Source organism: Enterobacter sp. N5-15, from assembly GCF_057221635.1.
The window spans coordinates 3,288,751-3,315,586 of record NZ_CM170150.1 but is presented as its reverse complement, the minus strand read 5'-3'; the positions used below and the strand labels follow the sequence as shown (position 1 = coordinate 3,315,586).

The window sequence follows — 26,836 nt, the reverse complement described above, 5'->3', positions numbered from 1 at the left end:
GCCAGCATTGCTGGCGGTGTGGAATCAGGCAGTCAGGCGGTGCGCGTCTTGCGCAATGACCAGTTCTTCGTTAGTTGGGATAACGAGAGCAGGGCGGGTGCCTTCTTTGTTGATGAAGCCAGACTTGCCGAAGCGGGCAGCCAGGTTACGCTCGTGATCAACGTCGAAGCCCAGAACGCCCAGTTTGCCCAGGGACAGTTCGCGAACCATTGCCGCGTTCTCACCGATACCACCGGTGAAGATAACCGCGTCCAGACGGCCTTCCATCAGCGCAGTGTAAGAGCCGATGTACTTCGCCAGACGGTGGCAGTAAACGTCCATTGCACGTTTAGCGTCTTCTTTGTCTGCGTAGTTGTCTTCAACGTAACGGCAGTCGCTGGTGACTTCGGTCAGACCCAGCAGGCCAGACTCTTTGGTCAGCATTTTGTTGATCTGGTCAACGCTCATGCCCAGGGTGTCGTGCAGGTGGAAGATGATCGCCGGGTCGATGTCACCGGAACGGGTACCCATCACCAGACCTTCCAGCGGGGTCAGACCCATGGAAGTATCAACACATTTACCGTTGCGGATAGCGGAAACAGAACCACCGTTGCCCAGGTGGCAGGTGATGATGTTCAGTTCTTCAACCGGCTTGTTCAGGACTTTTGCGGCTTCCTGAGTCACATAGAAGTGGCTGGTGCCGTGCGCGCCGTAACGACGTACGCCGTGTTCTTTGTACAGGCTGTATGGCAGGGCATAGAGGTAAGACTCTTCCGGCATGGTCTGATGGAACGCGGTGTCGAATACGGCCACGTTTTTGTCTTTCAGATTCGGGAAGGATTTCAGCGCTTCAGCGATACCGATCAGGTGAGCCGGGTTGTGCAGCGGTGCGAAGGACGCAGAGTCCTTGATGCCCTGGATCACAGAGTCGTCGATGATGACGGAGCTGGTGTATTTTTCGCCGCCGTGGACGATACGGTGACCAATCGCAGTCAGCTGAGCAGACAGTTCTGGTTTTTGTGCCAGAATAGTGTTAACGATAAAGTTCAGCGCTTCACTGTGAGCGGCGCCTGCACCTAAAGCCGCTTCTTGTTTGCTGCCGTCCATCTTCCACTTGATACGTGCTTCAGGCAGATGGAAACATTCGGCCAAACCAGAGAGGTATTCGTCACCGTTGAGCGCATCGATGATGGCGAATTTCAGTGAGGAGCTACCGCAGTTCAGAACCAGTACTAACTTACTCGACATGGAAGTACCTATTATTGATACGTGGCTAAAAAAACGTCAGTGAGTCTAACAGCGTAACGCATGACGACTCAGACATTTATGATTAACATCATGCCAAACGAACATTGTGGCATGATGGAAGAAATAACTATGATTTTATGCCATTTTGCACAATTTTCAGCCAATGGCATAATATGCAATAATTTGACGAGTTAATGATTCTCGTCTATGGCCCTATCAGGCTGGCACAGGATACCCGATACGGGGTAGTGATGACAAAATATTTTGAACGTTGTCATAGCTTGTTGTGGTTTTGCACGAAAATTTTAATTTTTATATGTGAAGTTGAGGTACAGCCATGTCGACACCAGAAAACCCGTCCGTAAATTTCTTTAGTCTGTTTCGTCGGGGACAGCATTACGCAAAGACGTGGCCGATGGAAAAGCGCCTTGCGCCTATGTTCATTGAGAATCGCACCATCCGCGCCACGCGCTATGCGATTCGCTTTATGCCGCCTGTCGCTGTCTTTACACTGTGCTGGCAGATTGCGTTGGGCGGGCAGCTTGGTCCTGCGGTCGCGACGGCGCTCTTCGCGCTAAGCCTGCCGATGCAGGGCCTGTGGTGGTTAGGTAAACGCTCCATCACCCCGCTTCCCCCTTCTATTTTACACTGGTTTTATGAAGTGCGCGGAAAACTGGAGGAGGCCGGACAGGCGCTCGCCCCGGTTGAAGGCAAGCCGGATTACCAGGCGCTGGCGGACACGTTAAAGCGCGCTTTTAAGCAACTGGATAAAACATTCCTCGATGACTTGTGATTGATCATCGAAACGACGACGAAAAGAAGGCACAGTAACAATCAGTTACCGTGTCTTTTTTTTAAAGTGCAATGCGCTACAGGAGTCGAAAGATGGAAATGACCCATGCTCAACGTCTGATTTTGTCTAACCAGTACAAGATGATGACTATGCTTGATCCCGATAACGCTGCGCGCTACAGCCGCCTGCAAACCATCGTAGAACGCGGTTTTGGTTTGCAAATGCGCGAACTGGACCGCGAGTTTGGCGAGCTGAAAGAAGAAACCTGTCGCATCGTGATCGACATTATGGAGATGTATCACGCCCTGCACGTGTCCTGGACGAATCTCAAAGATCAGCAGTCCATTGACGAGCGCCGCGTGACCTTCTTAGGCTTTGATGCCGCAACGGAAGCGCGTTATCTGAGCTATGTTCGCTTTATGGTGAATACAGAAGGGCGTTACACCCACTTTGACGCGGGCACCCACGGCTTCAACGCGCAGACCCCAATGTGGGAGAAATATCAGCGTATGCTGAGCGCGTGGCACGCCTGTCCGCGTCAGTACCATTTAAGCAGCAACGAAATTCAACAAATCATTAATGCCTGACGGAGGTGCGTGTGCAGTGTAGAGGTTTTCTGTTTGATCTGGACGGTACGCTGGTGGATTCGCTGCCGGTTGTGGAGCGTTCATGGTGCCATTGGGCTGACCGACATGGCATCGACCATCAGGACGTGCTGAATTTTATCCATGGCAAACAGGCCATCACCTCGCTACGGCACTTCCTGGCCGGACGCTCTGAGGACGAAATTCAGGCGGAGTTCAAATACCTGGAACACATTGAAGCCACGGATACGGACGGCATCACCGCCTTACCGGGCGCGCGCGAGCTGCTTGAGCATCTGAACGAAGCGCAGATCCCGTGGGCGATCGTCACCTCAGGCTCCATTCCCGTCGCCCACGCCCGTCATAAGGCGGCAGGTTTACCGAAGCCAGAAGTGTTTATCACTGCGGAGCGCGTTAAGCGCGGTAAACCGGAGCCCGATGCATTTTTACTGGGAGCTGAACTGCTGGGCCTCGCCCCCGCAGAGTGTGTGGTAGTAGAAGATGCGGCCGCTGGCGTACTGGCCGGGCTGAACGCCGGAAGCCACGTTATCGCCGTTAACGTTCCGGCGGGCTCCCCCCGGCTGGAGGAGGCAGACTTTGTGCTGGATTCACTGACGGCGCTGGCCGTTTCGAAAGCCTCTGACGGAGTTGTAACCGTCTCGCTAAAAATGTAATCACATGATATAGCCCCACATTGCTGGGGCTTTTTTATGGCACAATTTCTCCTCTCCCACTGACAAGGACATGTTGTGAACGGTGAACTGATTTGGGTCCTGAGCCTGCTTTTAATCGCCATCCTTCTTTTTGCAACGGGCAAGGTACGCATGGACGCCGTCGCCCTGTTTGTCATCGTCGCGTTTGTGCTGAGCGGTACGCTCACGCTGCCGGAAGCCTTCTCCGGGTTTAGCGATCCCAACGTTATCCTGATTGCCGCCCTGTTTATTATCGGTGATGGGCTGGTGCGTACCGGCGTGGCAACCATCATGGGATCGTGGCTGGTGAAGGTAGCGGGCAGCAGCGAAACCAAAATGCTGATCTACCTGATGGTGACCGTCGCCGGGCTGGGGGCGTTTATGAGCTCAACGGGCGTGGTCGCCATCTTTATTCCGGTGGTGCTGAGCGTCTCCATGCGGATGCAGATCTCGCCGTCGCGCCTGATGATGCCCCTGAGTTTTGCCGGTTTGATCAGCGGAATGATGACGCTGGTGGCAACGCCGCCGAACCTGGTCGTCAACAGCGAGCTGATCCGGGAAGGATTCGAGGGCTTCAGTTTTTTCAGCGTCACTCCGCTTGGGCTGGTCATTCTGGTGCTGGGCGTGGTCTACATGCTGCTGACCCGGTTTGCCCTGAAAGGTGAAAAACAGGATAAAAATAAAGAAGGGTGGAAGCGACGGACCTTCCGCGATCTGATTAAAGAGTACCGTCTCACCGGGCGCGCGCGCCGTCTGGCTATTCGTCCCGGTTCGCCGATGGTGGGACAGCGCCTGGACGACCTGAAGCTGCGTGAGCGCTATGGCGCAAACGTGATCGGCGTAGAGCGCTGGCGTCGTTTTCGCCGGGTGATCGTCAACGTCAACGGGGTGTCGGAATTCCGCGCGCGGGACGTCCTGCTGATTGATATGTCCACCGCGGACGTGGATCTGCGCGAGTTTTGCAGCGAGCAGCTGCTGGAACCGATGGTGCTGCGCGGGGAGTATTTCTCCGATCAGGCGCTGGATGTTGGCATGGCCGAAGTATCGCTGATCCCGGAATCGGAACTGTTGGGTAAAACCGTGCGGGAAATGGGGTTCCGAACCCGCTATGGCCTGAATGTCGTGGGGCTGAAGCGCGATGGCGTGGCGATGGAAGGGGCGGTGGTAGATGAGCCGATCCTGCTGGGCGATATCTTCCTGGTTGTCGGTAACTGGAAGCTGATTAGCCAGCTCGGGCAAAAAGGGCGCGATTTTGTGGTGCTCAACATGCCTGTCGAGGAGAGCGACGCCTCCCCGGCGCACAGCCAGGCGCCCCACGCGATTTTTTGTCTGGTGCTGATGGTGGCGCTGATGCTGACCGATGAAATCCCCAATCCGGTCGCGGCAATTATCGCCTGCCTGTTGATGGGCAAATTCCGCTGCATTGACGCCGAAAGCGCGTATAAAGCCATTCACTGGCCGAGCATTATTCTCATTGTCGGGATGATGCCCTTCGCTCTGGCGCTGCAAAAGACCGGCGGGGTGGATCTGATCGTTAAAGGCTTAATGGACGTTGGCGGCGGGTACGGGCCGTACATGATGCTGGTGTGTCTGTTTATCATGTGCGCCACCATCGGTCTGTTTATCTCCAACACCGCGACGGCGGTACTGATGGCGCCGATTGCGCTGGCGATGGCCAAATCCATGGGCGTGTCGCCGTATCCCTTCGCGATGATGGTCGCAATGGCGGCCTCCGCGGCGTTTATGACGCCAGTTTCTTCACCGGTGAATACGCTGGTGCTGGGGCCCGGGAATTACAGGTTCAGTGATTTCGTGAAGCTGGGCGTGCCGTTCACCGTGCTGGTGATGCTGGTATGCGTGGTGTTGATACCGGTCCTGTTCCCGTTCTGAGCATTTTGCCGGGTGGCGGCTGCGCCTTACCCGGCCTACAAACTAAAAATTACAACGGTGAATCCTGGCTAATCTCATCCAGCGACAGATGGAAGCTCGGCACAAACACCTGCATAAAGTAATCCATCTCTTCGCTGCGGCGGGATTCCAGCGTTTTTTCCAGACGCGTTTTTGCCAGTAAAAATTCGTTATTCCCCGCGGACAGCTCTTCCAGACACTTCAGGTAGGCGCAGAGCGCGTCGGCCTGTTTGACCAGCGATTTTTCATCTTCCGTGTACTGATGCTCATCGATGAGCGGCTCAAAGATGTCGCGCAACTCGTCCGGCACCATGTCAATCAGTTTCTGCTGGGCAATCTTCTCGATGGCCTTATATTCCTGCGCAATCTGCGAGTTGAAATATTTCACCGGCGTAGGCAGGTCGCCGGTCAGCACTTCTGACGCATCGTGGTACATCGCCAGCAGGGCAATGCGCTCTGGATTGACCTGACCGTTAAATTTGCGGTTTTTAATGGCGGCCAGCGCGTGAGCGACCATCGCAACCTGCAGACTGTGCTCTGAGACATTTTCCGTGCGGACATTGCGCATCAGCGGCCAGCGGTTGATGAGTTTCAGGCGGGAGAGGTGGGCAAAGAAATGACTCTGACTCATAGGTTACCTTTTGTCTTCACTGCGACAGGCGTTCATTGTGCGGGGAGGGGAGGGAAGATGCAAATCTGAAGGTGTTGTAGGCCGGGTAAGCGCAGCGCCACCCGGCAGAAAGCCAGCGTTACTGATGATAACCGGACAGGAAGCGCCCGAAGCGGCTGATGGCCATTTCGAGATCATCTTCGCGCGGCAGCGTCACGATACGCACGTGATCCGGCCACGGCCAGTTAAACGCCGTACCCTGAACCAGCAGCACTTTTTCCTGCAGCAGGAAATCGAGCACCATTTTCTGGTCGTCGTGAATATTGAAGCGCTTCGCGTCAATTTTCGGGAACATATAGAGTGCGCCATTCGGCTTCACGCAGGAGACGCCCGGGATATCGTTGATCAGTTCCCACGCGCGGTTGCGCTGTTCGTACAGGCGACCACCGGGAACGATGAACTCGCTAATGCTCTGATAGCCACCCAGCGCCGTCTGGATCGCGTGCTGCGCCGGAACGTTGGCACATAAACGCATGGAGGCCAGCATCTCCAGCCCTTCAATATAGCCTTTGGCGTGCTTTTTCGGACCGTTTAATACCATCCACCCCTGACGGAAACCGGCCACGCGGTAGGTTTTAGACAGGCCGTTAAAGGTGACGGTCAGCAGATCCGGGGCCAGCGCAGCGATTGAGTGGTGCTGCGCCGCGTCGTACAGGATCTTGTCGTAGATTTCATCGGCAAAGATGATCAGGTTGTGCTGGCGGGCGAGCTCGACGATCTCCATCAGCAGCTCTTTTGAGTACACTGCGCCCGTTGGGTTGTTCGGGTTAATGATCACGATGCCGCGCGTGCGGGGCGTAATTTTTGCGCGAATATCATCGAGGTCCGGGAACCAGTCAGAGGACTCGTCGCACAGATAGTGCACTGCTTTACCGCTGGACAGTGATACGGCAGCCGTCCACAGCGGATAATCCGGCGCGGGTACCAGCATTTCGTCCCCGCTGTTCAGCAGCGCCTGCATCGCCTGCACGATCAGTTCAGAGACGCCGTTGCCAATATAAATATCTTCAACGGTAACATCACGCATACCGCGTGCCTGGTAGTGCTGCATGATGGCTTTACGTGCGGAGTAAAGTCCTTTTGAATCACAATAGCCTTGTGCAGTAGGAAGGTTGCGGATCACATCAACCAGAATTTCATCCGGCGCTTCAAAACCAAATGGCGCAGGGTTACCAATGTTGAGTTTCAGAACCTTGTTGCCTTCTTCTTCAAGGCGTTTTGCCTCTTTCAGAACCGGGCCGCGGATGTCATAACAGACGTTATCTAGCTTGCTGGATTTTTCGATAGGGGACATGAACCTTTAACCTTTTCGCTATTATTGCCACTCCCTGCCGTGGAAGTCAGCACGGAATAATGTACTCCCCCCTCGCTTCGTTTTGAAGGGTGTGCAGTAGAAGATTTTGTGCCGGGAGTAAAATTTTGATAAATCTTTTTCGCTGTGTGTGTGCTTTTATGCTGGCGTAAAGTTGTGCTCACAGCGTCGCGTTAGGTTAAATGTGCTATTCATTTGTCAAAATTGTGTATATTGTGCTGGTAAAAATAAGTGGGAAGCAGGACAAAGGTGGCAATCACCTTGAGTGACATTTCGTTAAACCTGAATGCTTGATACATGTTCCTGTAATAGCATACTGTGGCTAAAAGTTACTCATGTGAAATTAATGTTAAGTGCCATTAATGAATGGTCTTAATCTAAATTAAAATTTATTTATTATTAACCTAAAAAATGCAACTTTAGTTAATTCTAATAAAATTAGTTTAGAAGCTTAACATTCTTCTTTAATCCTCAATATTGCAATAAGACTTATAAATAAAGTGGATTTGGGTTAAGATGTCTTTCAGGAAAGCAGAGGTCAGAAGCATGCTTTTTGTATATCTGACGCTGTTTTTCCGAATTAATTGATTGTTATTGTTGGAGTTATCTCTGGCTGGAATGTGTCGAACATCTCCTGCTACGTTGACAGCGCTGCGATAAAGATGGCAGAAAAGGTGTTACACCTTTAATGTAATTTACATAAACCTGCGAACATCAAATATCCTGAACGTTTAAGAGAATAAAAATAACGTCATGAAACGTGCTTTCTGACTGTTGATATAAAGCAGCACAATAACTATCTGTCAGGCAGTCTGCCGGGCCGGGATGCGAGGGAAAATCTTCAGAGGGAATTGCTTAACTGTACACACACAGCTTCAACCCGGGCAGCTCCGCACGAGCAACCTGAAAGTGAATAGATATGATAAATGCAAATCGTCCGATAATGAATCTCGACCTCGATCTGCTGAGAACGTTTGTTGCGGTCGCCGATCTCAACACTTTTGCAGCAGCTGCTGCCGCCGTTTGCCGAACTCAGTCCGCCGTCAGCCAACAAATGCAGCGGCTGGAGCAACTGGTTGGTAAAGAGCTTTTTGCGCGTCATGGGCGTAATAAGCTCTTAACGGAACACGGTATTCAGCTTCTGGGTTATGCCAGGAAAATTCTTCGCTTTAATGATGAAGCATGTATGTCATTAATGTTTAGCAACCTTCAAGGGGTGCTAACATTAGGCGCATCTGATGAGTCAGCGGATACTATATTGCCGTTTCTTCTCAACCGTATTAGCTCGGTTTATCCGAAGCTTGCGCTGGACGTTAGCGTAAAGCGTAATGCCTTTATGGTTGAGATGTTAAATGAGAATAAAGTTGACCTGGTGGTGACGACGCATCGTCCCGGGCAGTTTGATTGCCTGACGCTGCGCACATCGCCTACGCACTGGTATTGCGCAGCCGAATACGTGCTGCAAAAAGGCGAGCCGGTTCCACTGGTCTTACTGGATGACCCGAGCCCGTTCCGCGACATGGTGCTCACGGCGCTGAATGAGGCCAACATTCCGTGGCGTCTGGCGTATGTGGCTTCCACGCTGCCAGCGGTCCGTGCCGCCGTGAAGGCCGGTCTGGGCGTAACGGCCCGTCCGGTAGAGATGATGAGCCCCGATCTGCGCGTCCTTGGGAAATCCGATGGTCTTCCTGCGCTGCCGGATACGGAGTATCTGCTCTGCCACAATTCGTCCAGCCATAACGAGTTGGCCAAAGTGGTGTTCGAGGCGATGGAAAACTACCATAACCCGTGGCAGTTCGAGCGCGTTACCTCCGAAGGGGGGGACGACTCCCTGATCGTTGAAGGGGATTTTGAGTGATCGATAGCTCAAAATTCTGGTAACAAAATGTAAGTGTAAAAAAAAGCCACTCGTGTGATTTTCACATGCAGTGGCTTTTTTTTAGCAATAATACCCGCTTATGGCGCATGGATTTTCAGGATATCCTCTATTTATCAATGAGATAAATGCTTTTGCTTAAAACTTGTCCGTTTTCCGTTCTAACTTCATCCACATCCCTCTCATGTTAAAAAAACAGGAAATATGTTGCCGTTTTCCAGGTTGAATTAACAAAAGCGTGTCTCAGATCAAGAAAATACTCCTATTTGGGGGGAGGAATCGTTGGCAAATCCTGTCAAAATAGGAGGGTTATTTTTTTTACTTCCGAAACGGACACGATTCAACAACATACATTTGACGGAAAGTCATGCACCCACCAGGGTTAAAGGGCACCAAATGTTAATGAGAATCGCTCGATGTAATTTAATGTGAAGAAACCTTTGTTAAAGTTGACAATAGGTTATAGAAAGGAGTAAAAAACCCCATCATTTTGCTGTCTACGTCTCATTTCTGACAGTTAGTGTAAGGTTATTTGTTCCTCCCCATGAATCGATGTGATGCCCATCTGCCAGCAAGAGCAGTGTCGTTGGTATCACTTTTGATGAGTAAGCAATGAGTATGTCAACATCCACAGAAGTCATCGCTCATCACTGGGCATTCGCAATCTTTCTTATTGTAGCCATTGGCCTGTGCTGCCTGATGTTAGTCGGCGGCTGGTTCCTGGGCGGTCGCGCCCGTGCAAGGCACAAAAACACACCTTTCGAATCAGGTATTGATTCAGTAGGTTCCGCTCGCTTACGCCTGTCTGCCAAGTTCTATCTGGTAGCCATGTTCTTCGTCATCTTCGACGTGGAAGCGCTTTACCTTTTCGCATGGTCAACGTCCATCCGCGAAAGTGGTTGGGTGGGCTTTGTCGAGGCCGCAATTTTCATTTTAGTGCTACTGGCCGGTCTGGTTTATCTGGTGCGTATTGGCGCGCTTGACTGGACGCCTGCGCGTTCACGTCGTGAACACATCAACCCGGAAAACAGTATCTCTAATCGTCAGCAGTAACAGCGAGGCAATAAGATGGATTATACGCTCACCCGCATAGATCCTAACGGTGAGAATGACCGTTACCCCCTGCAAAAACAGGAGATCGTAACCGACCCCCTGGAGCAAGAAGTCAATAAAAGCGTGTACATGGGCAAACTCGAACATGCCATGCACGATATGGTCAACTGGGGTCGTAAGAACTCCATCTGGCCGTACAACTTTGGCCTTTCTTGCTGCTACGTTGAAATGGTGACGTCATTCACTGCGGTGCATGACGTTGCGCGTTTTGGGGCAGAGGTACTGCGTGCTTCCCCACGTCAGGCTGACCTGATGGTGGTAGCCGGTACGTGCTTTACCAAGATGGCACCTGTTATTCAGCGTCTTTATGACCAGATGCTGGAGCCTAAATGGGTTATCTCCATGGGCGCATGTGCAAACTCTGGCGGTATGTACGACATCTATTCCGTCGTGCAGGGCGTAGATAAGTTTATTCCAGTGGATGTGTACATCCCGGGTTGTCCGCCACGTCCGGAAGCTTACATGCAGGCGCTGATGCTGCTGCAGGAGTCTATCGGTAAAGAACGTCGCCCACTGTCGTGGGTTGTTGGCGATCAGGGTGTGTATCGCGCGAACATGCAGTCTGAGCGCGAGCGTAAACGTGGTGAACGTATTGCCGTCACCAATCTGCGTACGCCTGACGAAATTTAATTTGCGCCTGTAGGCCTGGAGAACACCTTCGCATATCACTACTCAAATAGCGCGAAGCCAGGCTCAACAGTCACCACGGACCATTTGCAATGGTGAACAATATGACCGACTTAACCGCGCAAGAAGCCGCCTGGCAGACCCGGGATCATCTGGATGACCCAGTCATTGGCGAACTGCGCAACCGTTTTGGGCCGGATGCCTTTACTGTTCAGGCTACCCGCACCGGGGTACCCGTTGTTTGGGTGAAGCGTGAGCAATTGCTGGAAGTTGTCGATTTCCTCAAGAAATTGCCAAAACCGTACGTCATGCTGTTTGACTTACACGGCATGGATGAACGTCTGCGTACCCACCGCCAGGGCCTCCCTGCTGCGGATTTTTCCGTTTTCTACCACCTGATCTCAATAGACCGTAATACGGATATCATGCTCAAGGTGGCATTGTCTGAAAACGACATGCATCTGCCGACGATCACCAAACTGTTCCCGAACGCCAACTGGTACGAGCGTGAAACCTGGGAAATGTTCGGCATGACCTTCGACGGCCACCCGCACCTGACGCGCATCATGATGCCGCAGACCTGGACCGGCCACCCGCTGCGTAAAGACTACCCGGCACGTGCAACCGAATTCGATCCGTTTGAGCTGACCAAAGCCAAGCAGGATCTGGAGATGGAAGCGCTGACCTTCAAGCCGGAAGACTGGGGCATGAAGCGCGGTACCGACAACGAGGACTTCATGTTCCTCAACCTCGGTCCAAACCACCCGTCTGCGCACGGTGCATTCCGTATTATTCTTCAGCTTGATGGCGAAGAGATTGTCGACTGCGTGCCTGACATCGGCTACCACCACCGTGGTGCTGAGAAGATGGGCGAGCGTCAGTCCTGGCACAGCTACATTCCGTATACCGACCGTATCGAGTACCTCGGCGGCTGCGTCAACGAGATGCCATACGTGCTGGCCGTTGAGAAACTGGCGGGAATCGTTACGCCGGATCGCGTTAACGTGATTCGCGTCATGCTGTCAGAGCTGTTCCGTATCAACAGCCACCTGCTGTACATCTCCACGTTCATTCAGGACGTCGGCGCGATGACTCCGGTCTTCTTCGCCTTTACCGACCGTCAGAAAATCTACGATCTGGTAGAAGCGATTACCGGTTTCCGTATGCACCCGGCCTGGTTCCGTATCGGCGGTGTGGCACACGATCTGCCGCGCGGCTGGGACCGTCTGCTGCGTGAATTCCTCGACTGGATGCCAAAACGTCTGGCGTCTTACGAGAAAGCCGCACTCCGCAACACCATCCTGAAAGGCCGTTCCCAGGGCGTTGCTGCCTACGGCGCGAAAGAAGCGCTGGAGTGGGGTACGACAGGTGCAGGTCTGCGTGCGACCGGTATTGATTTCGACGTGCGTAAAGCCCGTCCTTACTCTGGCTACGAGAACTTCGACTTTGAAGTCCCGGTGGGCGGCGGTGTTTCCGACTGCTACACCCGCGTGATGCTGAAAGTAGAAGAGCTGCGCCAGAGTCTGCGCATCCTTGAGCAGTGCCTCAACAACATGCCGGAAGGCCCGTTCAAGGCGGATCACCCGCTGACGACGCCGCCACCGAAAGAGCGCACGCTGCAACATATCGAAACCCTGATCACCCACTTCCTGCAGGTTTCCTGGGGTCCGGTCATGCCGGCGCAAGAATCCTTCCAGATGATTGAAGCGACCAAGGGTATTAACAGTTACTACCTGACCAGTGACGGCAGCACCATGAGCTACCGTACCCGCGTGCGTACGCCGAGCTTTGCGCACCTGCAGCAGATCCCGTCCGCCATCCGCGGCAGTCTGGTCTCCGACCTGATTGTGTATCTGGGTAGTATCGATTTTGTTATGTCAGATGTGGACCGCTAATTATGCACGAGAATCAACAACCACAAACCGAGGCTTTTGAGCTGAGTGAAGCAGAACGTGCCGCCATTGAGCATGAGATGCACCACTACGAAGACCCGCGTGCGGCGTCCATTGAAGCGCTGAAAATCGTACAGAAACAGCGTGGTTGGGTGCCGGATGGGGCGATCTATGAGATCGCGAAAGTGCTGGGTATTCCGGCAAGCGACGTAGAAGGCGTAGCCACGTTCTACAGCCAGATCTTCCGTCAGCCGGTTGGCCGCCATGTGATCCGCTACTGTGACAGCGTTGTCTGCCACATCACCGGGTATCAGGGCATCCAGGCTGCGATTGAGAAGAAGCTCAATATCAAGCCGGGCCAGACCACGTTCGATGGACGCTTTACTCTGCTGCCAACCTGCTGCCTGGGTAACTGCGACAAGGGGCCGACCATGATGATTGATGAGGACACTCACAGCCATCTGACGCCGGAAGCGATTCCTGACCTGCTGGAGCAGTACAAATGAAAACTGTAATTCGTACTGCTGAGACGCATCCGCTGACCTGGCGTCTGCGCGATGACAAACAGCCGGTATGGCTCGACGAATACCAGAGCAAAAACGGCTATGCCGGTGCGCGTAAAGCCCTCGGCGGCATGGCGCCGGATGACATCGTTAATGCGGTGAAAGACTCCGGCCTGAAAGGGCGCGGCGGTGCGGGCTTCTCCACCGGTCTGAAGTGGAGCCTGATGCCGAAAGACGAATCCATGAACATCCGTTACCTGCTGTGTAACGCCGATGAAATGGAGCCGGGCACCTATAAAGACCGCCTGCTGATGGAACAACTGCCGCACCTGCTGGTGGAAGGCATGCTGATCTCCGCGTTTGCGCTGAAAGCGTACCGCGGCTACATCTTCCTGCGCGGTGAGTACATCGAAGCGGCGGAAAACCTGCGTCGCGCGATTGCCGAAGCTACCGAAGCGGGACTGCTGGGCAAAAACATCCTGGGTACCGGGTTTGACTTCGAACTGTTCGTGCACACCGGTGCCGGGCGTTACATCTGCGGTGAAGAAACCGCGCTGATTAACTCCCTGGAAGGCCGCCGCGCGAACCCACGTTCCAAGCCACCGTTCCCGGCAAGCTCCGGCGTATGGGGTAAACCGACCTGCGTAAACAACGTTGAAACCCTGTGTAACGTTCCGGCTATCCTCGCCAACGGCGTGGAGTGGTATCAGGGCATCTCCTCAAGCAAAGATGCCGGTACTAAGCTGATGGGCTTCTCCGGTCGCGTTAAAAATCCTGGCGTCTGGGAACTGCCGTTCGGTACCACCGCACGTGAAATTCTTGAAGACTACGCGGGCGGCATGCGCGATGGCCTGAAATTCAAAGCCTGGCAGCCGGGTGGGGCAGGGACAGACTTCCTGACCGAAGCCCACCTTGACCTGCCGATGGAATTCGAAAGCATTGGTAAAGCAGGCAGCCGTCTGGGTACGGCGCTGGCGATGGCCGTCGACCACGAGATCGGCATGGTCTCGCTGGTGCGTAACCTGGAAGAGTTCTTCGCCCGCGAGTCCTGCGGCTGGTGTACACCATGCCGTGATGGCCTGCCGTGGAGCGTGAAGATCCTGCGTGCAATCGAACGTGGCGAAGGCCAGCCTGGGGATATCGAGACGCTTGAGCAGCTGTGTCGATTCTTAGGCCCGGGTAAAACCTTCTGTGCCCACGCACCGGGTGCCGTCGAACCTCTGCAGAGCGCGATCAAATATTTCCGCGACGAGTTCGAAGCAGGCATCAAGCAGCCGTTCAGCAATACCCATGCGATTAATGGGATTCAGCCGAACCTGCTTAAAGCGCGCTGGTAACGACAAGAATTTTGATTAACGCTCGGTTTCGACCGAGCCAACTGGAAGCATGCTAATGGCTACGATTCATGTAGACGGCAAAGAATACGAAGTCAACGGGGCGGACAACCTGCTGGAAGCTTGTCTGTCTCTTGGCCTCGATATTCCGTACTTTTGCTGGCATCCGGCGCTGGGCAGCGTCGGTGCTTGCCGCCAGTGTGCGGTGAAGCAATATCAAAACGCGGAAGACACGCGTGGTCGCCTGGTGATGTCCTGTATGACGCCAGCCACCGAAGGCACCTTTATTTCGATTGATGACGAAGAAGCGAAACAGTTCCGCGAAAGCGTTGTGGAATGGTTGATGACCAACCACCCGCACGACTGTCCGGTCTGTGAAGAGGGCGGTAACTGCCACCTTCAGGATATGACCGTGATGACCGGCCACAGCTTCCGTCGCTATCGCTTTACCAAGCGTACCCACCGTAACCAGGACCTGGGGCCGTTCATCTCTCATGAAATGAACCGCTGCATCGCCTGCTACCGCTGCGTGCGTTACTACAAAGACTATGCAGACGGTCAGGATCTGGGCGTTTATGGCGCGCACGATAACGTCTACTTCGGTCGTCCGGAAGACGGCGTGCTGGAAAGCGAGTTCTCCGGTAACCTGGTAGAAATCTGCCCGACCGGCGTATTCACGGATAAAACCCACTCCGAGCGTTACAACCGTAAATGGGACATGCAGTTTGCGCCAAGCATCTGCCAGCAGTGTTCCCTCGGCTGTAACACCAGCCCGGGTGAACGTTACGGCGAGCTGCGTCGTATCGAAAACCGTTACAACGGTACCGTTAACCACTACTTCCTGTGCGACCGCGGTCGTTTCGGCTATGGCTATGTGAACCTGAAAGACCGTCCGCGTCAGCCGGTTCAGCGCCGTGGCGACGACTTCATTACCCTGAACGCTGAACAGGCGATGCAGGGCGCGGCAGATATTCTGCGCCAGTCGAAGAAAGTGATCGGTATCGGCTCCCCGCGCGCCAGCATCGAAAGCAACTTCGCGCTGCGCGAGCTGGTTGGCGCGGAAAACTTCTATACCGGTATCGCCCAGGGCGAGCAGGAACGTCTGCAATTGGTACTGAAAGTGCTGCGTGAAGGCGGTATTCATACCCCTGCGCTGCGCGAAATTGAATCTTATGATGCGGTCCTGGTGCTGGGTGAAGACCTGACGCAAACGGGCGCACGCGCGGCTCTGGCGGTTCGTCAGGCGGTGAAGGGTAAAGCACGTGAAATGGCAGCGGCGCAGAAAGTGGCTGACTGGCAGATTGCGGCGATCCTGAACATCGGCCAGCGCGCGAAGCATCCTCTGTTTGTGACCAACGTTGACAACACCCGTCTGGACGACATCGCCGCGTGGACCTACTGCGCGCCGGTTGAAGATCAGGCGCGCCTCGGCTTTGCGATTGCCCACGCGCTGGACAACAGCTCGCCGGCCGTTGAGCTGGATCGCGACCTGCAGAACAAGGTTGACGTGATTGTTCAGGCCCTGGCGGGTGCGAAGAAACCGCTGATTATTTCCGGTACCAACGCCGGCAGCGCGGAGATCATTCAGGCGGCTGCCAACGTTGCCAAAGCCCTGAAAGGCCGCGGTGCGGACGTCGGTGTGACCATGATTGCCCGCGCGGTGAACAGCATTGGTCTGGGCATGATCGGCGGCGGCTCGCTGGAAGCAGCGTTAGGCGAACTGGAATCCGGTGCCGCCGACGCCGTTGTGGTGCTGGAAAACGACCTGCATCGCCACGCCTCTGCCGCTCGCGTTGACGCCGCGCTCTCCAAAGCGCCGCTGGTGATGGTCATTGACCATCAGCGCACCGCGATCATGGACAAAGCGCACCTGGTGCTCTCTGCGGCAAGCTTCGCAGAAAGCGACGGTACGGTGATTAACAACGAAGGCCGCGCACAGCGCTTCTTCCAGGTTTACGACCCGGCGTACTACGACAGCAACACCGTGATGCTGGAAAGCTGGCGCTGGCTGCACTCCCTGCACAGCACCGTGCAGAGCCGTGAAGTGGACTGGACGCAGCTCGACCACGTTATCGACGCGGTAGTCGAAAAACTGCCTCAGCTGGCAGGCATTAAAGATGCCGCACCTGAAGCAAGCTTCCGCATTCGCGGCCAGAAACTGGCGCGTGAACCGCACCGCTACAGCGGCCGTACCGCGATGCGTGCCAATATCAGCGTGCACGAACCGCGCCAGCCGCAGGATAAAGACACCATGTTCGCCTTCTCCATGGAAGGGAACAACCAGCCGTCTGCGCCGCGTTCGCAAATCCCATTCGCATGGGCGCCAGGCTGGAACTCCCCGCAGGCGTGGAACAAGTTCCAGGCTGAAGTGGGTGGCTCCCTGCGCCACGGCGATCCGGGCGTGCGTCTGATTGAAGCCTCCGAAACCGGTCTGGACTTCTTCACCACCGTACCGGCAAGCTTCCAGGCACAGGATGGCAACTGGCGTATCGCGCCGTACTACCATCTGTTCGGTAGCGACGAGCTGTCCCAGCGTTCACCGGTCTTCCAGACCCGTATGCCGCAGCCGTACATCAAGCTCAACCCGGCGGATGCCGCGAAGCTTGGCGTTAACGCGGGCGCGAACATTGCCTTTAGCTATGACGGCCAGACAATCAGCCTGCCGCTGATTATCTCCGAAGGTCTGACGGCAGGGCAGGTGGGTCTGCCGATGGGTATGCCTGGCATCGCGCCGGTTCTGGCGGGTGCGCGTCTTGATAACCTGCAGGAGGCAAAAGCATGAGTTGGTTAACGCCGGATCTTATCGACATCCTGCTGAGCATTCTGAAAGCGGTTGTTATCCTGCTGGTAGTGGTCACCTGTGGTGCGTTCATGAGCTTTGGTGAACGTCGTCTGCTCGGTCTGTTCCAGAACCGTTACGGACCGAACCGCGTAGGCTGGGGTGGTTCACTCCAGCTGGTCGCGGACATGATCAAGATGTTCTTTAAAGAGGACTGGATCCCGCGCTTCTCGGACCGCGTGATCTTTACTCTGGCACCGATGATCGCCTTCACCTCGCTGCTGCTGGCGTTTGCTATCGTTCCGGTCAGCCCGACCTGGGTGGTCGCTGACCTGAACATCGGCATTCTGTTCTTCCTGATGATGGCAGGCCTCGCGGTTTACGCGGTGCTGTTTGCAGGCTGGTCCAGTAACAACAAATACTCCCTGCTGGGTGCGATGCGTGCTTCCGCGCAGACGCTGAGCTACGAAGTGTTCCTGGGTCTCTCCCTGATGGGCGTGGTGGCGCAGGCCGGTTCATTCAACATGACCGACATCGTCAACAACCAGGCCGACATCTGGAACGTTATTCCGCAGTTCTTTGGGTTTATTACCTTTGCAATCGCGGGCGTGGCCGTGTGTCACCGTCACCCGTTTGACCAGCCAGAAGCCGAACAGGAACTGGCCGACGGTTACCACATTGAATATTCCGGTATGAAATTCGGTTTGTTCTTCGTGGGCGAGTACATCGGTATCGTCACCATTTCCGCGTTGATGGTAACGCTGTTCTTCGGTGGCTGGCATGGCCCGTTCTTACCGCCGTTCATCTGGTTCGCGCTGAAAACCGCGTTCTTCATGATGATGTTCATTTTGATTCGCGCAGCGTTACCGCGTCCGCGTTATGACCAGGTAATGTCCTTCGGCTGGAAAGTGTGCCTGCCGCTGACGCTCGTCAACTTGTTGGTAACGGCGGCTGTCATTCTCTGGCAGCAGCCATAAGGGGCTATAGACCATGACCTTAAAAGAATTACTGGTAGGCTTCGGTACCCAGGTACGCAGTATCTGGATGATCGGCCTGCACGCGTTTGCCAAACGCGAAACCCGGATGTACCCGGAAGAGCCGGTATATCTGCCGCCGCGCTACCGTGGCCGTATCGTGCTGACGCGCGACCCGGACGGTTCCGAGCGCTGCGTTGCCTGTAACCTGTGTGCGGTAGCGTGTCCGGTAGGCTGTATCTCTCTGCAGAAAGCCGAGACGGTAGACGGCCGCTGGTACCCTGAGTTCTTCCGCATCAACTTCTCACGCTGCATCTTCTGCGGTCTGTGTGAAGAAGCGTGCCCAACCACGGCGATTCAGCTGACTCCAGACTTCGAACTGGGTGAGTACAAGCGTCAGGACCTGGTGTACGAGAAAGAGGATCTGCTGATTTCCGGTCCGGGCAAATACCCGGAATATAACTTCTACCGGATGGCGGGTATGGCAATCGACGGCAAAGATAAGGGCGAAGCAGAGAACGAAGCTAAGCCTATCGACGTCAAGAGCCTGTTACCGTAAGGAGAGGGCAATGGAATTCGCTTTTTATATCTGTGGCCTTATCGCCATCCTGGCTACGCTGCGAGTGATTACGCACACCAATCCGGTGCATGCGCTGCTGTACTTAATCATCTCGCTGCTGGCCATTTCCGGGGTGTTCTTCGCACTGGGCGCGCACTTCGCCGGTGCGCTGGAAATCATCGTCTACGCCGGGGCCATCATGGTGCTGTTCGTGTTCGTGGTGATGATGCTGAACCTGGGCGGCTCTGAAATTGAGCAGGAACGTCAGTGGTTAAAACCGCAGGTGTGGATTGGCCCGGCAATTTTGTCGGCCATCATGCTGGTGGTGATCGTTTACGCCATTCTGGGTGTTAACGATCAGGGCATTGACGGAACGCCGATTGGCGCGAAAGAGGTCGGTATTACGCTCTTTGGCCCATACGTTCTGGCGGTTGAACTGGCCTCAATGCTGCTGCTGGCAGGTCTGGTTGTTGCTTTCCACGTTGGCCGCGAAGAGCGTGTTGGCGAGGTGCTGAGCAACCGCACTGACGACCGCGCGAAAAGAAAAATGGAGGAGCGCGCATGATCCCCTTAACACATGGACTGATCCTCGCTGCGATTTTATTCGTCCTGGGTCTGACCGGTCTGGTTATCCGCCGCAATCTGCTGTTTATGCTGATCGGGCTGGAAATCATGATTAACGCCTCCGCGCTGGCCTTCGTGGTCGCCGGAAGCTACTGGGGCCAGACCGATGGTCAGGTGATGTACATTCTTGCCATCAGCCTCGCGGCTGCCGAAGCGAGTATTGGCCTGGCGCTGTTACTGCAGCTCCATCGTCGCCGCCAGAACCTGAACATCGATTCAGTAAGTGAGTTGCGTGGATGAACATGCTTGCCTTAACCATTATTTTTCCGCTGATTGGCTTCGTGCTGCTGGCGTTTTCTCGTGGCCGCTGGTCCGAGAATCTGTCTGCGACCGTGGGCATTGGCTCCATCGGCCTGGCTGCGCTGGTCACAGCGTATGCGGGTATCGACTTCTTTAACAACGGACGTCAGCCTTTCAGCGTGCCGCTGTGGACGTGGATGTCGGTCGGTGATTTCAACATCGGCTTCAACCTGGTGCTGGACGGCCTCTCGCTGACCATGCTCTCCGTGGTCACCGGTGTTGGCTTCCTGATCCACATGTTCGCCTCCTGGTATATGCGCGGTGAAGAGGGTTACTCCCGCTTCTTCGCCTACACCAACCTGTTTATCGCCAGCATGGTGGTTCTGGTGCTGGCCGATAACCTGCTGTTGATGTACCTGGGCTGGGAAGGCGTGGGTCTGTGTTCTTACCTGCTTATCGGTTTCTACTATACCGATCCGAAGAATGGCGCAGCGGCCATGAAAGCGTTCGTCGTGACCCGCGTGGGTGACGTCTTCCTCGCTTTCGCGCTGTTCATTCTTTACAACGAACTGGGCACGCTGAACTTCCGCGAAATGGTGGAACTGGCGCCGGCGCACTTCGCTGCAGGCAACAACATGCTGTGGTGGGCAACGCTGATGCTGCTGGGTGGTGCCGTGGGTAAATCCGCGCAGCTGCCGCTGCAGACCTGGCTGGCCGACGCGATGGCGGGTCCAACCCCTGTCTCCGCGCTGATCCACGCCGCGACCATGGTAACCGCCGGTGTCTACCTGATTGCGCGTACTCATGGCCTGTTCCTGATGACCCCGGAAATTCTGCATCTGGTGGGTATCGTCGGTGCGGTCACGCTGGTGCTGGCAGGCTTTGCCGCGCTGGTGCAGACCGACATCAAACGCGTTCTCGCGTACTCCACCATGAGCCAGATTGGTTACATGTTCCTGGCGCTGGGCGTTCAGGCGTGGGACGCAGCCATTTTCCACCTGATGACGCACGCGTTCTTTAAAGCGCTGCTGTTCCTCTCATCCGGTTCTGTGATTCTGGCCTGCCATCACGAGCAGAACATCTTCAAGATGGGCGGACTGCGTAAGTCCATCCCGCTGGTTTATATCTGCTTCCTGGTAGGCGGCGCGGCGCTGGCGGCACTGCCGCTGATTACCGCGGGCTTCTTCAGTAAGGACGAAATCCTTGCGGGTGCCATGGCGAATGGTCATATCAATCTGATGGTTGCGGGTCTGGTCGGTGCGTTCATGACCTCCCTGTATACCTTCCGTATGATTTTCATCGTATTCCACGGTAAAGAACAAATTCACGCTCACGCAGGGAAGGGGATCACCCACCACCTGCCGCTGATTGTGCTGCTGGTACTGTCCACCTTCGTTGGCGCGATGATTGTGCCACCGCTGCAGGGCGTACTGCCAGACACCACCGAGCTTGAGCACGGTCGCGTTCTGACGCTTGAAATCACCTCCGGCGTGGTCGCTATTGCGGGCATCCTGATTGCAGCATGGCTGTGGCTGGGTAAACGTACGCTGGTGACTGCCGTTGCCAACAGCGCCCCGGGCCGCCTGCTGGGCACCTGGTGGTACAACGCGTGGGGCTTCGACTGGCTGTACGACATGATCTTCGTTAAGCCGTTCCTGGGCATTGCGTGGCTGGTGAAGCGCGACCCACTGAACAGCCTGATGAATATCCCGGCGATCCTCTCCCGCTTTGCAGGTAAAGGCCTGCTGTACAGCGAGAACGGTTACCTGCGCTGGTATGTGGCGTCCATGAGCATCGGTGCGGTTGTCGTACTGGCGCTGCTGATGGTGTTGCGATAGTGGTTTTGCCCGGTGGCGCTGCGCTTACCGGGCCTACGAGACCGTAGGTCGGGTAAGCGTGAGCGCCACCCGACACCACAAACCGCACTAACGCGTGAATTTTGTCGAATTTGTTGAAAATCGGTCCCTTAGGGACTTTAACAAGGAATAAAAATCGCCATGTTACTACCCTGGCTAATATTAATTCCCTTCATCGGCGGCTTCCTGTGCTGGCAGACTGAACGCTTTGGCGTGAAGATGCCGCGCTGGATCGCGCTGATCACCATGGGATTGACGCTCGCGCTTGGCCTGCAACTGTGGTTGCAGGGCGGTTACTCACTGACCCAGTCTGCGGGCATTCCGCAGTGGCAGTCTGAGTTCATTCTGCCGTGGATCCCGCGTTTCGGCATTACGATCCACCTGGCGATTGACGGTCTGTCGCTGCTGATGGTGGTGCTGACCGGTCTGCTCGGCGTTCTGGCGGTACTTTGCTCCTGGCGAGAAATCGAAAAATACCAGGGCTTCTTCCACCTGAACCTGATGTGGATCCTGGGCGGCGTTATCGGCGTGTTCCTTGCCATCGACATGTTCCTGTTCTTCTTCTTCTGGGAGATGATGCTGGTGCCGATGTACTTCCTGATCGCGCTGTGGGGCCACAAGGCGTCCGACGGTAAAACGCGTATCACGGCGGCAACCAAGTTCTTCATCTATACCCAGGCGAGTGGTCTGGTGATGTTGATTGCCATTCTGGCGCTGGTGTTTGTTCACCACAACGCGACCGGCACCTGGACCTTCAACTACGAAGATCTGCTGAAGACGCCAATGTCACACGGCGTTGAATACCTGCTGATGCTGGGCTTCTTCATCGCCTTCGCGGTGAAAATGCCGGTCGTTCCGCTGCACGGCTGGCTGCCAGACGCGCACTCTCAGGCACCAACGGCGGGTTCCGTTGACCTGGCGGGCATCTTGCTGAAAACGGCGGCCTACGGTCTGCTGCGTTTCGCACTGCCGCTGTTCCCGAATGCCTCCGCAGAGTTCGCACCGATTGCCATGTGGCTGGGTGTGATCGGTATCTTCTACGGTGCCTGGATGGCCTTCACGCAGTACGACATTAAGCGTCTGATTGCCTACACCTCCGTTTCCCACATGGGCTTCGTGCTGATTGCTATCTACACCGGCAGCCAGCTGGCGTACCAGGGCGCGGTGATCCAGATGATTGCGCACGGTCTGTCCGCAGCCGGCCTCTTCATCCTGTGCGGTCAGCTGTATGAACGTCTGCATACCCGCGACATGCGCATGATGGGCGGCCTGTGGAGCAAAATTAAGTGGCTGCCAGCGCTGTCCATGTTCTTCGCTGTTGCCACTCTGGGGATGCCGGGTACCGGTAACTTCGTCGGCGAATTTATGATTCTGTTCGGCAGCTTCAAAGTGGTACCGGTGATTACCGTGATCTCCACCTTTGGTCTGGTGTTCGCTTCCGTGTACTCGCTGGCGATGCTGCACCGCGCTTACTTCGGTAAAGCGAAGAGCGAAATTGCTGCACAAGAACTGCCGGGGATGTCGCTGCGTGAGCTGTTCATCATCCTGCTGCTGGTCGTACTGCTGGTGCTGCTGGGCTTCTTCCCGCAGCCGATTCTGGATACCTCGCATAGCGCGATGGGTAACATCCAGCAGTGGTTTGTTAATTCTGCTTCTACTACAAGGCCGTAATTCGCCATGACAATAACTCCACAACAACTGATCGCGCTGCTACCGCTGCTGATCGTCGGATTGACGGTGGTGGTTGTGATGCTCTCCATTGCGTGGCGACGCAATCACTTCCTGAATGCCACGCTGTCGGTCATCGGCCTGAACGCCGCGTTAGTCTCTCTCTGGTTTGTTGGCCAGGGTGGGGCGATGGACGTCACCCCGCTGATGCGCGTTGACGGTTACGCCATGCTGTATACCGGTCTGGTGCTGCTGGCGAGCCTGGCAACCTGTACCTTTGCGTACCCGTGGCTCGAAGGCTACAACGACAACAAAGAAGAGTTTTACCTGCTGGTTCTGATTGCCGCGCTGGGCGGCATTCTGCTGGCGAATGCGAACCATCTGGCCGCGCTGTTCCTCGGTATTGAGCTGATCTCTCTGCCGCTGTTCGGTCTGATTGGTTACGCCTTCCGTCAGAAGCGCTCGCTGGAAGCAAGCATCAAGTACACCATTCTGTCTGCTGCTGCGTCCTCGTTCCTGCTGTTTGGTATTGCGCTGCTGTACGCACAGTCCGGTAATCTCTCTTTCATGGCGCTCGGCAAGAGCCTCGGTGACGGCATGCTGCATGAGCCGCTGCTGCTGGCGGGTCTGGGCATGATGATCGTGGGTCTCGGCTTTAAACTCTCTCTGGTGCCGTTCCACCTGTGGACGCCAGACGTCTACCAGGGCGCTCCGGCTCCGGTGTCGACCTTCCTGGCGACGGCGAGCAAAATCGCTATCTTCGGTGTGGTCATGCGTCTGTTCCTGTACGCACCGGTAGGTGACAGCGAAGCGGTTCGCGTGGTGCTGGGCATTATCGCGTTCGTCTCCATCATCTTCGGTAACCTGATGGCGCTGAGCCAGACCAACATCAAGCGTCTGCTGGGCTACTCGTCTATCTCTCATCTGGGCTACCTGATGGTGGCGCTGATTGCGCTGCAGAGCGGTGAGATGTCAATGGAAGCCGTGGGCGTATATCTGGCCGGCTACTTGTTCAGCAGCCTCGGCGCCTTCGGCGTGGTGAGCCTGATGTCCAGCCCGTACCGTGGTCCGGATGCCGATTCACTGTTCTCCTACCGTGGTCTGTTCTGGCACCGTCCGATCCTGTCCGCAGTGATGACCGTGATGATGCTCTCTCTGGCGGGTATCCCGATGACGCTCGGCTTTATCGGTAAGTTCTACGTGCTGGCCGTCGGTGTGCAGGCGCACCTGTGGTGGCTGACTGCGGGCGTGGTTATCGGCTCCGCGATTGGCCTCTACTACTACCTGCGCGTGGCCGTGAGCCTGTACCTGAGCGCGCCTCAGCAGCTCAACCGTGATGCCCCAACCAACTGGCAGTACAGCGCCGGTGGTATCGTCGTGCTTATCTCCGCGCTGCTGGTGCTGATCTTCGGTATCTATCCGCAGCCGCTGATTGATATCGTGCAGCGCGCGATGCCGCTGATGTAAAACAAAAAACCCGCCTCGGCGGGTTTTTTTATGGTTTTCTCCCTCTCCCCGTGGGAGAGGGCCGGGGTGAGGGCACCAGCCCGCACAATGCTTAAGACAGCTGCTTCCTGCTAATCAACGGCCCGTCAATCTTCTTCATCGAGCGGTCCAGCACTTCCTCAATCACCGACGACAGCTCGTTCAGCTCAAACTTCGCCACATACCCGTCCGCCTTCACCTTGCGAATATGGTCTTCGTTGGCGTTGCCGGAAAGGGAAGAGTGGATCACCACCGGAATATCTTTCAGTACCGGGTCGGTTTTGATTTTGCGCGTCAGCGTAAAACCGTCCATCTCCGGCATTTCGAGGTCGGTCAGCACCAGAGCGATCTTATCGGTGATGGGCACCCCTTCAGCCTGGGCCTGTGCCGTCAGCACGCCAATTTTTTCCCACGCCTCTTTGCCGGTGATATGCAGCTGTGCCGGGATCTCCATTGCCTGCAGACCTTTCTCAAGCATCGAGCGCGCCACTTTGGAGTCTTCCGCGACGATGGCGACAGCGCCTGGCTTGATATGGAATTTGGTGGTCTTCAGGTTCGTGGCGTGCAGATCGTGATTGGCCGGGGTGATGTCATACAGGATCTGCTCAACGTCCAGCACCATCGCCAGATCGTTGGTATCGGTCTTCTCGTCAAGACACGCAATGCTGGTGATGTAGCGACCGCTGACGGCGGTTTCCGCCGCGTGCACCTGCTTCCAGTCCAGACGCATGATGTTCTCAACCGATTCCACGGCAAACGCCTGCACGCTGCGCGCATATTCGGTGATCAGCAGAATGTTCAGCCCGGTGGTGGGCTTACAGCCCGCCACGGCGGCCAGGTCAATCACCGGGATCACCTGATCGCGAATATTCACCATTCCCATCAGCGGCGACTTCATCCCGGCAGGTTTTGTGAACTCCGGCATCGGCACAATTTCACGCAGCTTAAAGACGTTAATCCCAAACAGCTCGGATTTATTTTCGTTCAGAGAGGTGCCAAGACGGAACAGCAACAGTTCAAAACGGTTCGACAGGGTCAGATTCGCCCTGTCATCAATATCTTTCTGGAAATTATCCATTCTACCCTCGAGAGAAATGCTGACCTTTTAATCGTTATCGGCATCCTGAGGGAAAAATGAAGGACTAAACGCTGACCTGAGCGAAATCTTCGGCCAGCTCACATTCCGGGAACAGCGCGCGGCACTCTGCCAGCAGGCCTGCGCATCCCCGCGCGTCGTAGCGCGAGCTGACGTGGGTGACGATCAGTCTTCCTACACCCGCATCACGGGCAAGCTGCGCCGCCTGACGCGTGGAGCTGTGGCCCCGGCTGTTGGCTTTCTCTTCCATCGCGGTTTCAAGCGTCGCTTCATGCACCATCACGTCCACGCCCTGGGCCAGCGTGAGCGCCGCCTGGCAAGGGGCCGTATCGCCAAAAATCGCCAGTTTTTTGCCCGGCTGCGGTGCGGCGAGATAATCCTGGCCGTTGATGACGCGTCCGTCCTCCAGCGTGACGGTCTCTCCATGCTTCAGACGCTGGAACAGCGGCCCGGGTTTTACGCCGTCGGCCATCAGCGCGGCGGCATCCAGCGCACCGGGTTTGTCATGCGCTTCAATACGGTAGCCATAGCATTCCACAGGATGACTGAGCGGTTGAGCAGTGACCCGATAATCCCCGTCGTCGAATACCAGGCCTTCGGTAATCTCAACGACCTCCAGCGGATAATCGGTCCATGACCCGCTCAGGCGCAGCGTAGCTTCAACAAATTCACGAATACCCGCTGGCCCGTAAATCGTCAGCGGGTTGGCGTTACCGGCCATCGAGCGGCTGCACAGCAGGCCGGGAAGGCCAAACAGATGGTCGCCATGCAGATGGGTGATAAAAATTTTATCCAGCTTGCCGGGGTGATAAGCGGTGTGTAACAGCTGATGCTGCGTCCCTTCACCACAGTCAAACAGCCACAGTCCGCCACGGGTGGGGTGCTTAAGATCCAGCAGGATCGCCGTCACGTTCCGTGAGCGGGTTGGCACGCCAGCGGACGTACCCAGAAAAATCAGTTCCATAACGCAATCAGCCCTTTGCCGAACGGGGAGGGGTTTAGTATAACGTGATGAACCCCAGGA

23 protein-coding genes are annotated in these 26,836 nt (G+C 55.5%); 18 read left to right on the top strand and 5 right to left on the bottom strand.

Annotation, left to right across the window (positions count from 1 at the left end):
• Window positions 1-24 precede the first annotated feature (24 nt).
• On the bottom strand, window positions 25-1,227 hold the full coding sequence (ackA, locus tag AC2TE5_RS15665) for an acetate kinase (protein WP_484611968.1): 1,203 nt from the start codon (window positions 1,225-1,227) through the stop codon (window positions 25-27).
• A gap of 337 nt (window positions 1,228-1,564) precedes the next feature.
• On the opposite strand from ackA, the gene yfbV reads away from it, so the two are divergent.
• The 4 genes from yfbV (at window position 1,565) to AC2TE5_RS15645 (ending at window position 5,186) form a co-directional block, all read left to right on the top strand.
• Window positions 1,565-2,020, top strand: coding sequence for a terminus macrodomain insulation protein YfbV (gene yfbV, locus AC2TE5_RS15660; protein WP_023312543.1), 456 nt, complete (start codon window positions 1,565-1,567; stop codon window positions 2,018-2,020).
• Between the two features lie 92 nt (window positions 2,021-2,112).
• Entirely contained in the window at window positions 2,113-2,607 is a 495-nt protein-coding gene (locus AC2TE5_RS15655) for a YfbU family protein (RefSeq protein ID WP_023312542.1), read from the top strand.
• Between the two features lie 11 nt (window positions 2,608-2,618).
• Window positions 2,619-3,278, top strand: coding sequence for a sugar phosphatase (locus AC2TE5_RS15650; protein ID WP_045402709.1), 660 nt, complete (start codon window positions 2,619-2,621; stop codon window positions 3,276-3,278).
• 75 nt (window positions 3,279-3,353) lie between these two features.
• Window positions 3,354-5,186, top strand: a complete 1,833-nt coding sequence (locus AC2TE5_RS15645) for an SLC13 family permease (protein WP_213328141.1) — start codon at window positions 3,354-3,356, stop codon at window positions 5,184-5,186.
• Between the two features lie 49 nt (window positions 5,187-5,235).
• Here AC2TE5_RS15645 and yfbR read toward each other — a convergent pair whose 3' ends face one another.
• Window positions 5,236-5,835 (bottom strand): 5'-deoxynucleotidase, encoded by a 600-nt coding sequence (gene yfbR, locus AC2TE5_RS15640; protein ID WP_023312539.1) that lies wholly within the window; start codon window positions 5,833-5,835, stop codon window positions 5,236-5,238.
• A 118-nt stretch (window positions 5,836-5,953) separates the two neighbouring features.
• Entirely contained in the window at window positions 5,954-7,168 is a 1,215-nt protein-coding gene (alaA, locus tag AC2TE5_RS15635) for an alanine transaminase AlaA (RefSeq protein WP_008500204.1), read from the bottom strand.
• Window positions 7,169-8,105: 937 nt separating this feature from the next.
• Between alaA and lrhA the strand changes: the two genes are divergently transcribed.
• The 14 genes from lrhA to nuoN all read left to right on the top strand — a co-directional run bounded on the left by lrhA (window position 8,106) and on the right by nuoN (window position 24,698).
• Window positions 8,106-9,044: a transcriptional regulator LrhA gene (gene lrhA / locus AC2TE5_RS15630; RefSeq protein WP_021241557.1), complete on the top strand. Its 939-nt coding sequence runs from the start codon at window positions 8,106-8,108 to the stop codon at window positions 9,042-9,044.
• 630 nt (window positions 9,045-9,674) lie between these two features.
• Window positions 9,675-10,115 (top strand): NADH-quinone oxidoreductase subunit NuoA, encoded by a 441-nt coding sequence (nuoA, locus tag AC2TE5_RS15625; protein WP_014171000.1) that lies wholly within the window; start codon window positions 9,675-9,677, stop codon window positions 10,113-10,115.
• Window positions 10,116-10,130: 15 nt separating this feature from the next.
• The gene (gene nuoB / locus AC2TE5_RS15620) at window positions 10,131-10,805 is read left to right on the top strand and encodes an NADH-quinone oxidoreductase subunit NuoB (protein ID WP_003861482.1); all 675 of its coding nucleotides are present in this window, start codon (window positions 10,131-10,133) and stop codon (window positions 10,803-10,805) included.
• 89 nt (window positions 10,806-10,894) lie between these two features.
• Window positions 10,895-12,697: an NADH-quinone oxidoreductase subunit C/D gene (gene nuoC, locus AC2TE5_RS15615; protein ID WP_023312537.1), complete on the top strand. Its 1,803-nt coding sequence runs from the start codon at window positions 10,895-10,897 to the stop codon at window positions 12,695-12,697.
• Between the two features lie 2 nt (window positions 12,698-12,699).
• On the top strand, window positions 12,700-13,200 hold the full coding sequence (nuoE, locus tag AC2TE5_RS15610; protein WP_006176513.1) for an NADH-quinone oxidoreductase subunit NuoE: 501 nt from the start codon (window positions 12,700-12,702) through the stop codon (window positions 13,198-13,200).
• Window positions 13,197-14,534: an NADH-quinone oxidoreductase subunit NuoF gene (gene nuoF, locus AC2TE5_RS15605; RefSeq protein WP_023312536.1), complete on the top strand. Its 1,338-nt coding sequence runs from the start codon at window positions 13,197-13,199 to the stop codon at window positions 14,532-14,534. The genes nuoE and nuoF overlap by 4 nt, the downstream gene beginning before the upstream one ends.
• Before the next feature lie 55 nt (window positions 14,535-14,589).
• Entirely contained in the window at window positions 14,590-17,313 is a 2,724-nt protein-coding gene (gene nuoG, locus AC2TE5_RS15600) for an NADH-quinone oxidoreductase subunit NuoG (RefSeq protein ID WP_193939378.1), read from the top strand.
• Entirely contained in the window at window positions 17,310-18,287 is a 978-nt protein-coding gene (gene nuoH, locus AC2TE5_RS15595) for an NADH-quinone oxidoreductase subunit NuoH (RefSeq protein WP_047346615.1), read from the top strand. Before nuoG ends, nuoH begins: the two co-directional genes overlap by 4 nt.
• A gap of 13 nt (window positions 18,288-18,300) precedes the next feature.
• Window positions 18,301-18,843 carry an NADH-quinone oxidoreductase subunit NuoI gene (gene nuoI, locus AC2TE5_RS15590; protein ID WP_003861491.1) on the top strand — a complete coding sequence of 181 codons (543 nt, stop codon included), beginning with the start codon at window positions 18,301-18,303 and terminating at the stop codon, window positions 18,841-18,843.
• A gap of 10 nt (window positions 18,844-18,853) precedes the next feature.
• A complete protein-coding gene (gene nuoJ / locus AC2TE5_RS15585; protein ID WP_029741935.1) occupies window positions 18,854-19,408 on the top strand; it encodes an NADH-quinone oxidoreductase subunit J in 555 nt (184 codons plus the stop codon).
• On the top strand, window positions 19,405-19,707 hold the full coding sequence (nuoK, locus tag AC2TE5_RS15580) for an NADH-quinone oxidoreductase subunit NuoK (protein WP_003861496.1): 303 nt from the start codon (window positions 19,405-19,407) through the stop codon (window positions 19,705-19,707). The genes nuoJ and nuoK overlap by 4 nt, the downstream gene beginning before the upstream one ends.
• A complete protein-coding gene (nuoL, locus tag AC2TE5_RS15575; RefSeq protein WP_063143734.1) occupies window positions 19,704-21,545 on the top strand; it encodes an NADH-quinone oxidoreductase subunit L in 1,842 nt (613 codons plus the stop codon). The genes nuoK and nuoL overlap by 4 nt, the downstream gene beginning before the upstream one ends.
• A 159-nt stretch (window positions 21,546-21,704) precedes the next feature.
• Window positions 21,705-23,234: an NADH-quinone oxidoreductase subunit M gene (gene nuoM / locus AC2TE5_RS15570; protein ID WP_023312532.1), complete on the top strand. Its 1,530-nt coding sequence runs from the start codon at window positions 21,705-21,707 to the stop codon at window positions 23,232-23,234.
• A gap of 6 nt (window positions 23,235-23,240) precedes the next feature.
• The gene (gene nuoN, locus AC2TE5_RS15565) at window positions 23,241-24,698 is read left to right on the top strand and encodes an NADH-quinone oxidoreductase subunit NuoN (protein ID WP_029740937.1); all 1,458 of its coding nucleotides are present in this window, start codon (window positions 23,241-23,243) and stop codon (window positions 24,696-24,698) included.
• A 91-nt stretch (window positions 24,699-24,789) separates the two neighbouring features.
• Here nuoN and AC2TE5_RS15560 read toward each other — a convergent pair whose 3' ends face one another.
• On the bottom strand, window positions 24,790-25,794 hold the full coding sequence (locus AC2TE5_RS15560; protein ID WP_484611967.1) for a chemotaxis protein: 1,005 nt from the start codon (window positions 25,792-25,794) through the stop codon (window positions 24,790-24,792).
• A gap of 64 nt (window positions 25,795-25,858) precedes the next feature.
• On the bottom strand, window positions 25,859-26,776 hold the full coding sequence (gene rbn, locus AC2TE5_RS15555; RefSeq protein ID WP_484611966.1) for a ribonuclease BN: 918 nt from the start codon (window positions 26,774-26,776) through the stop codon (window positions 25,859-25,861).
• Window positions 26,777-26,836: the final 60 nt, after the last annotated feature.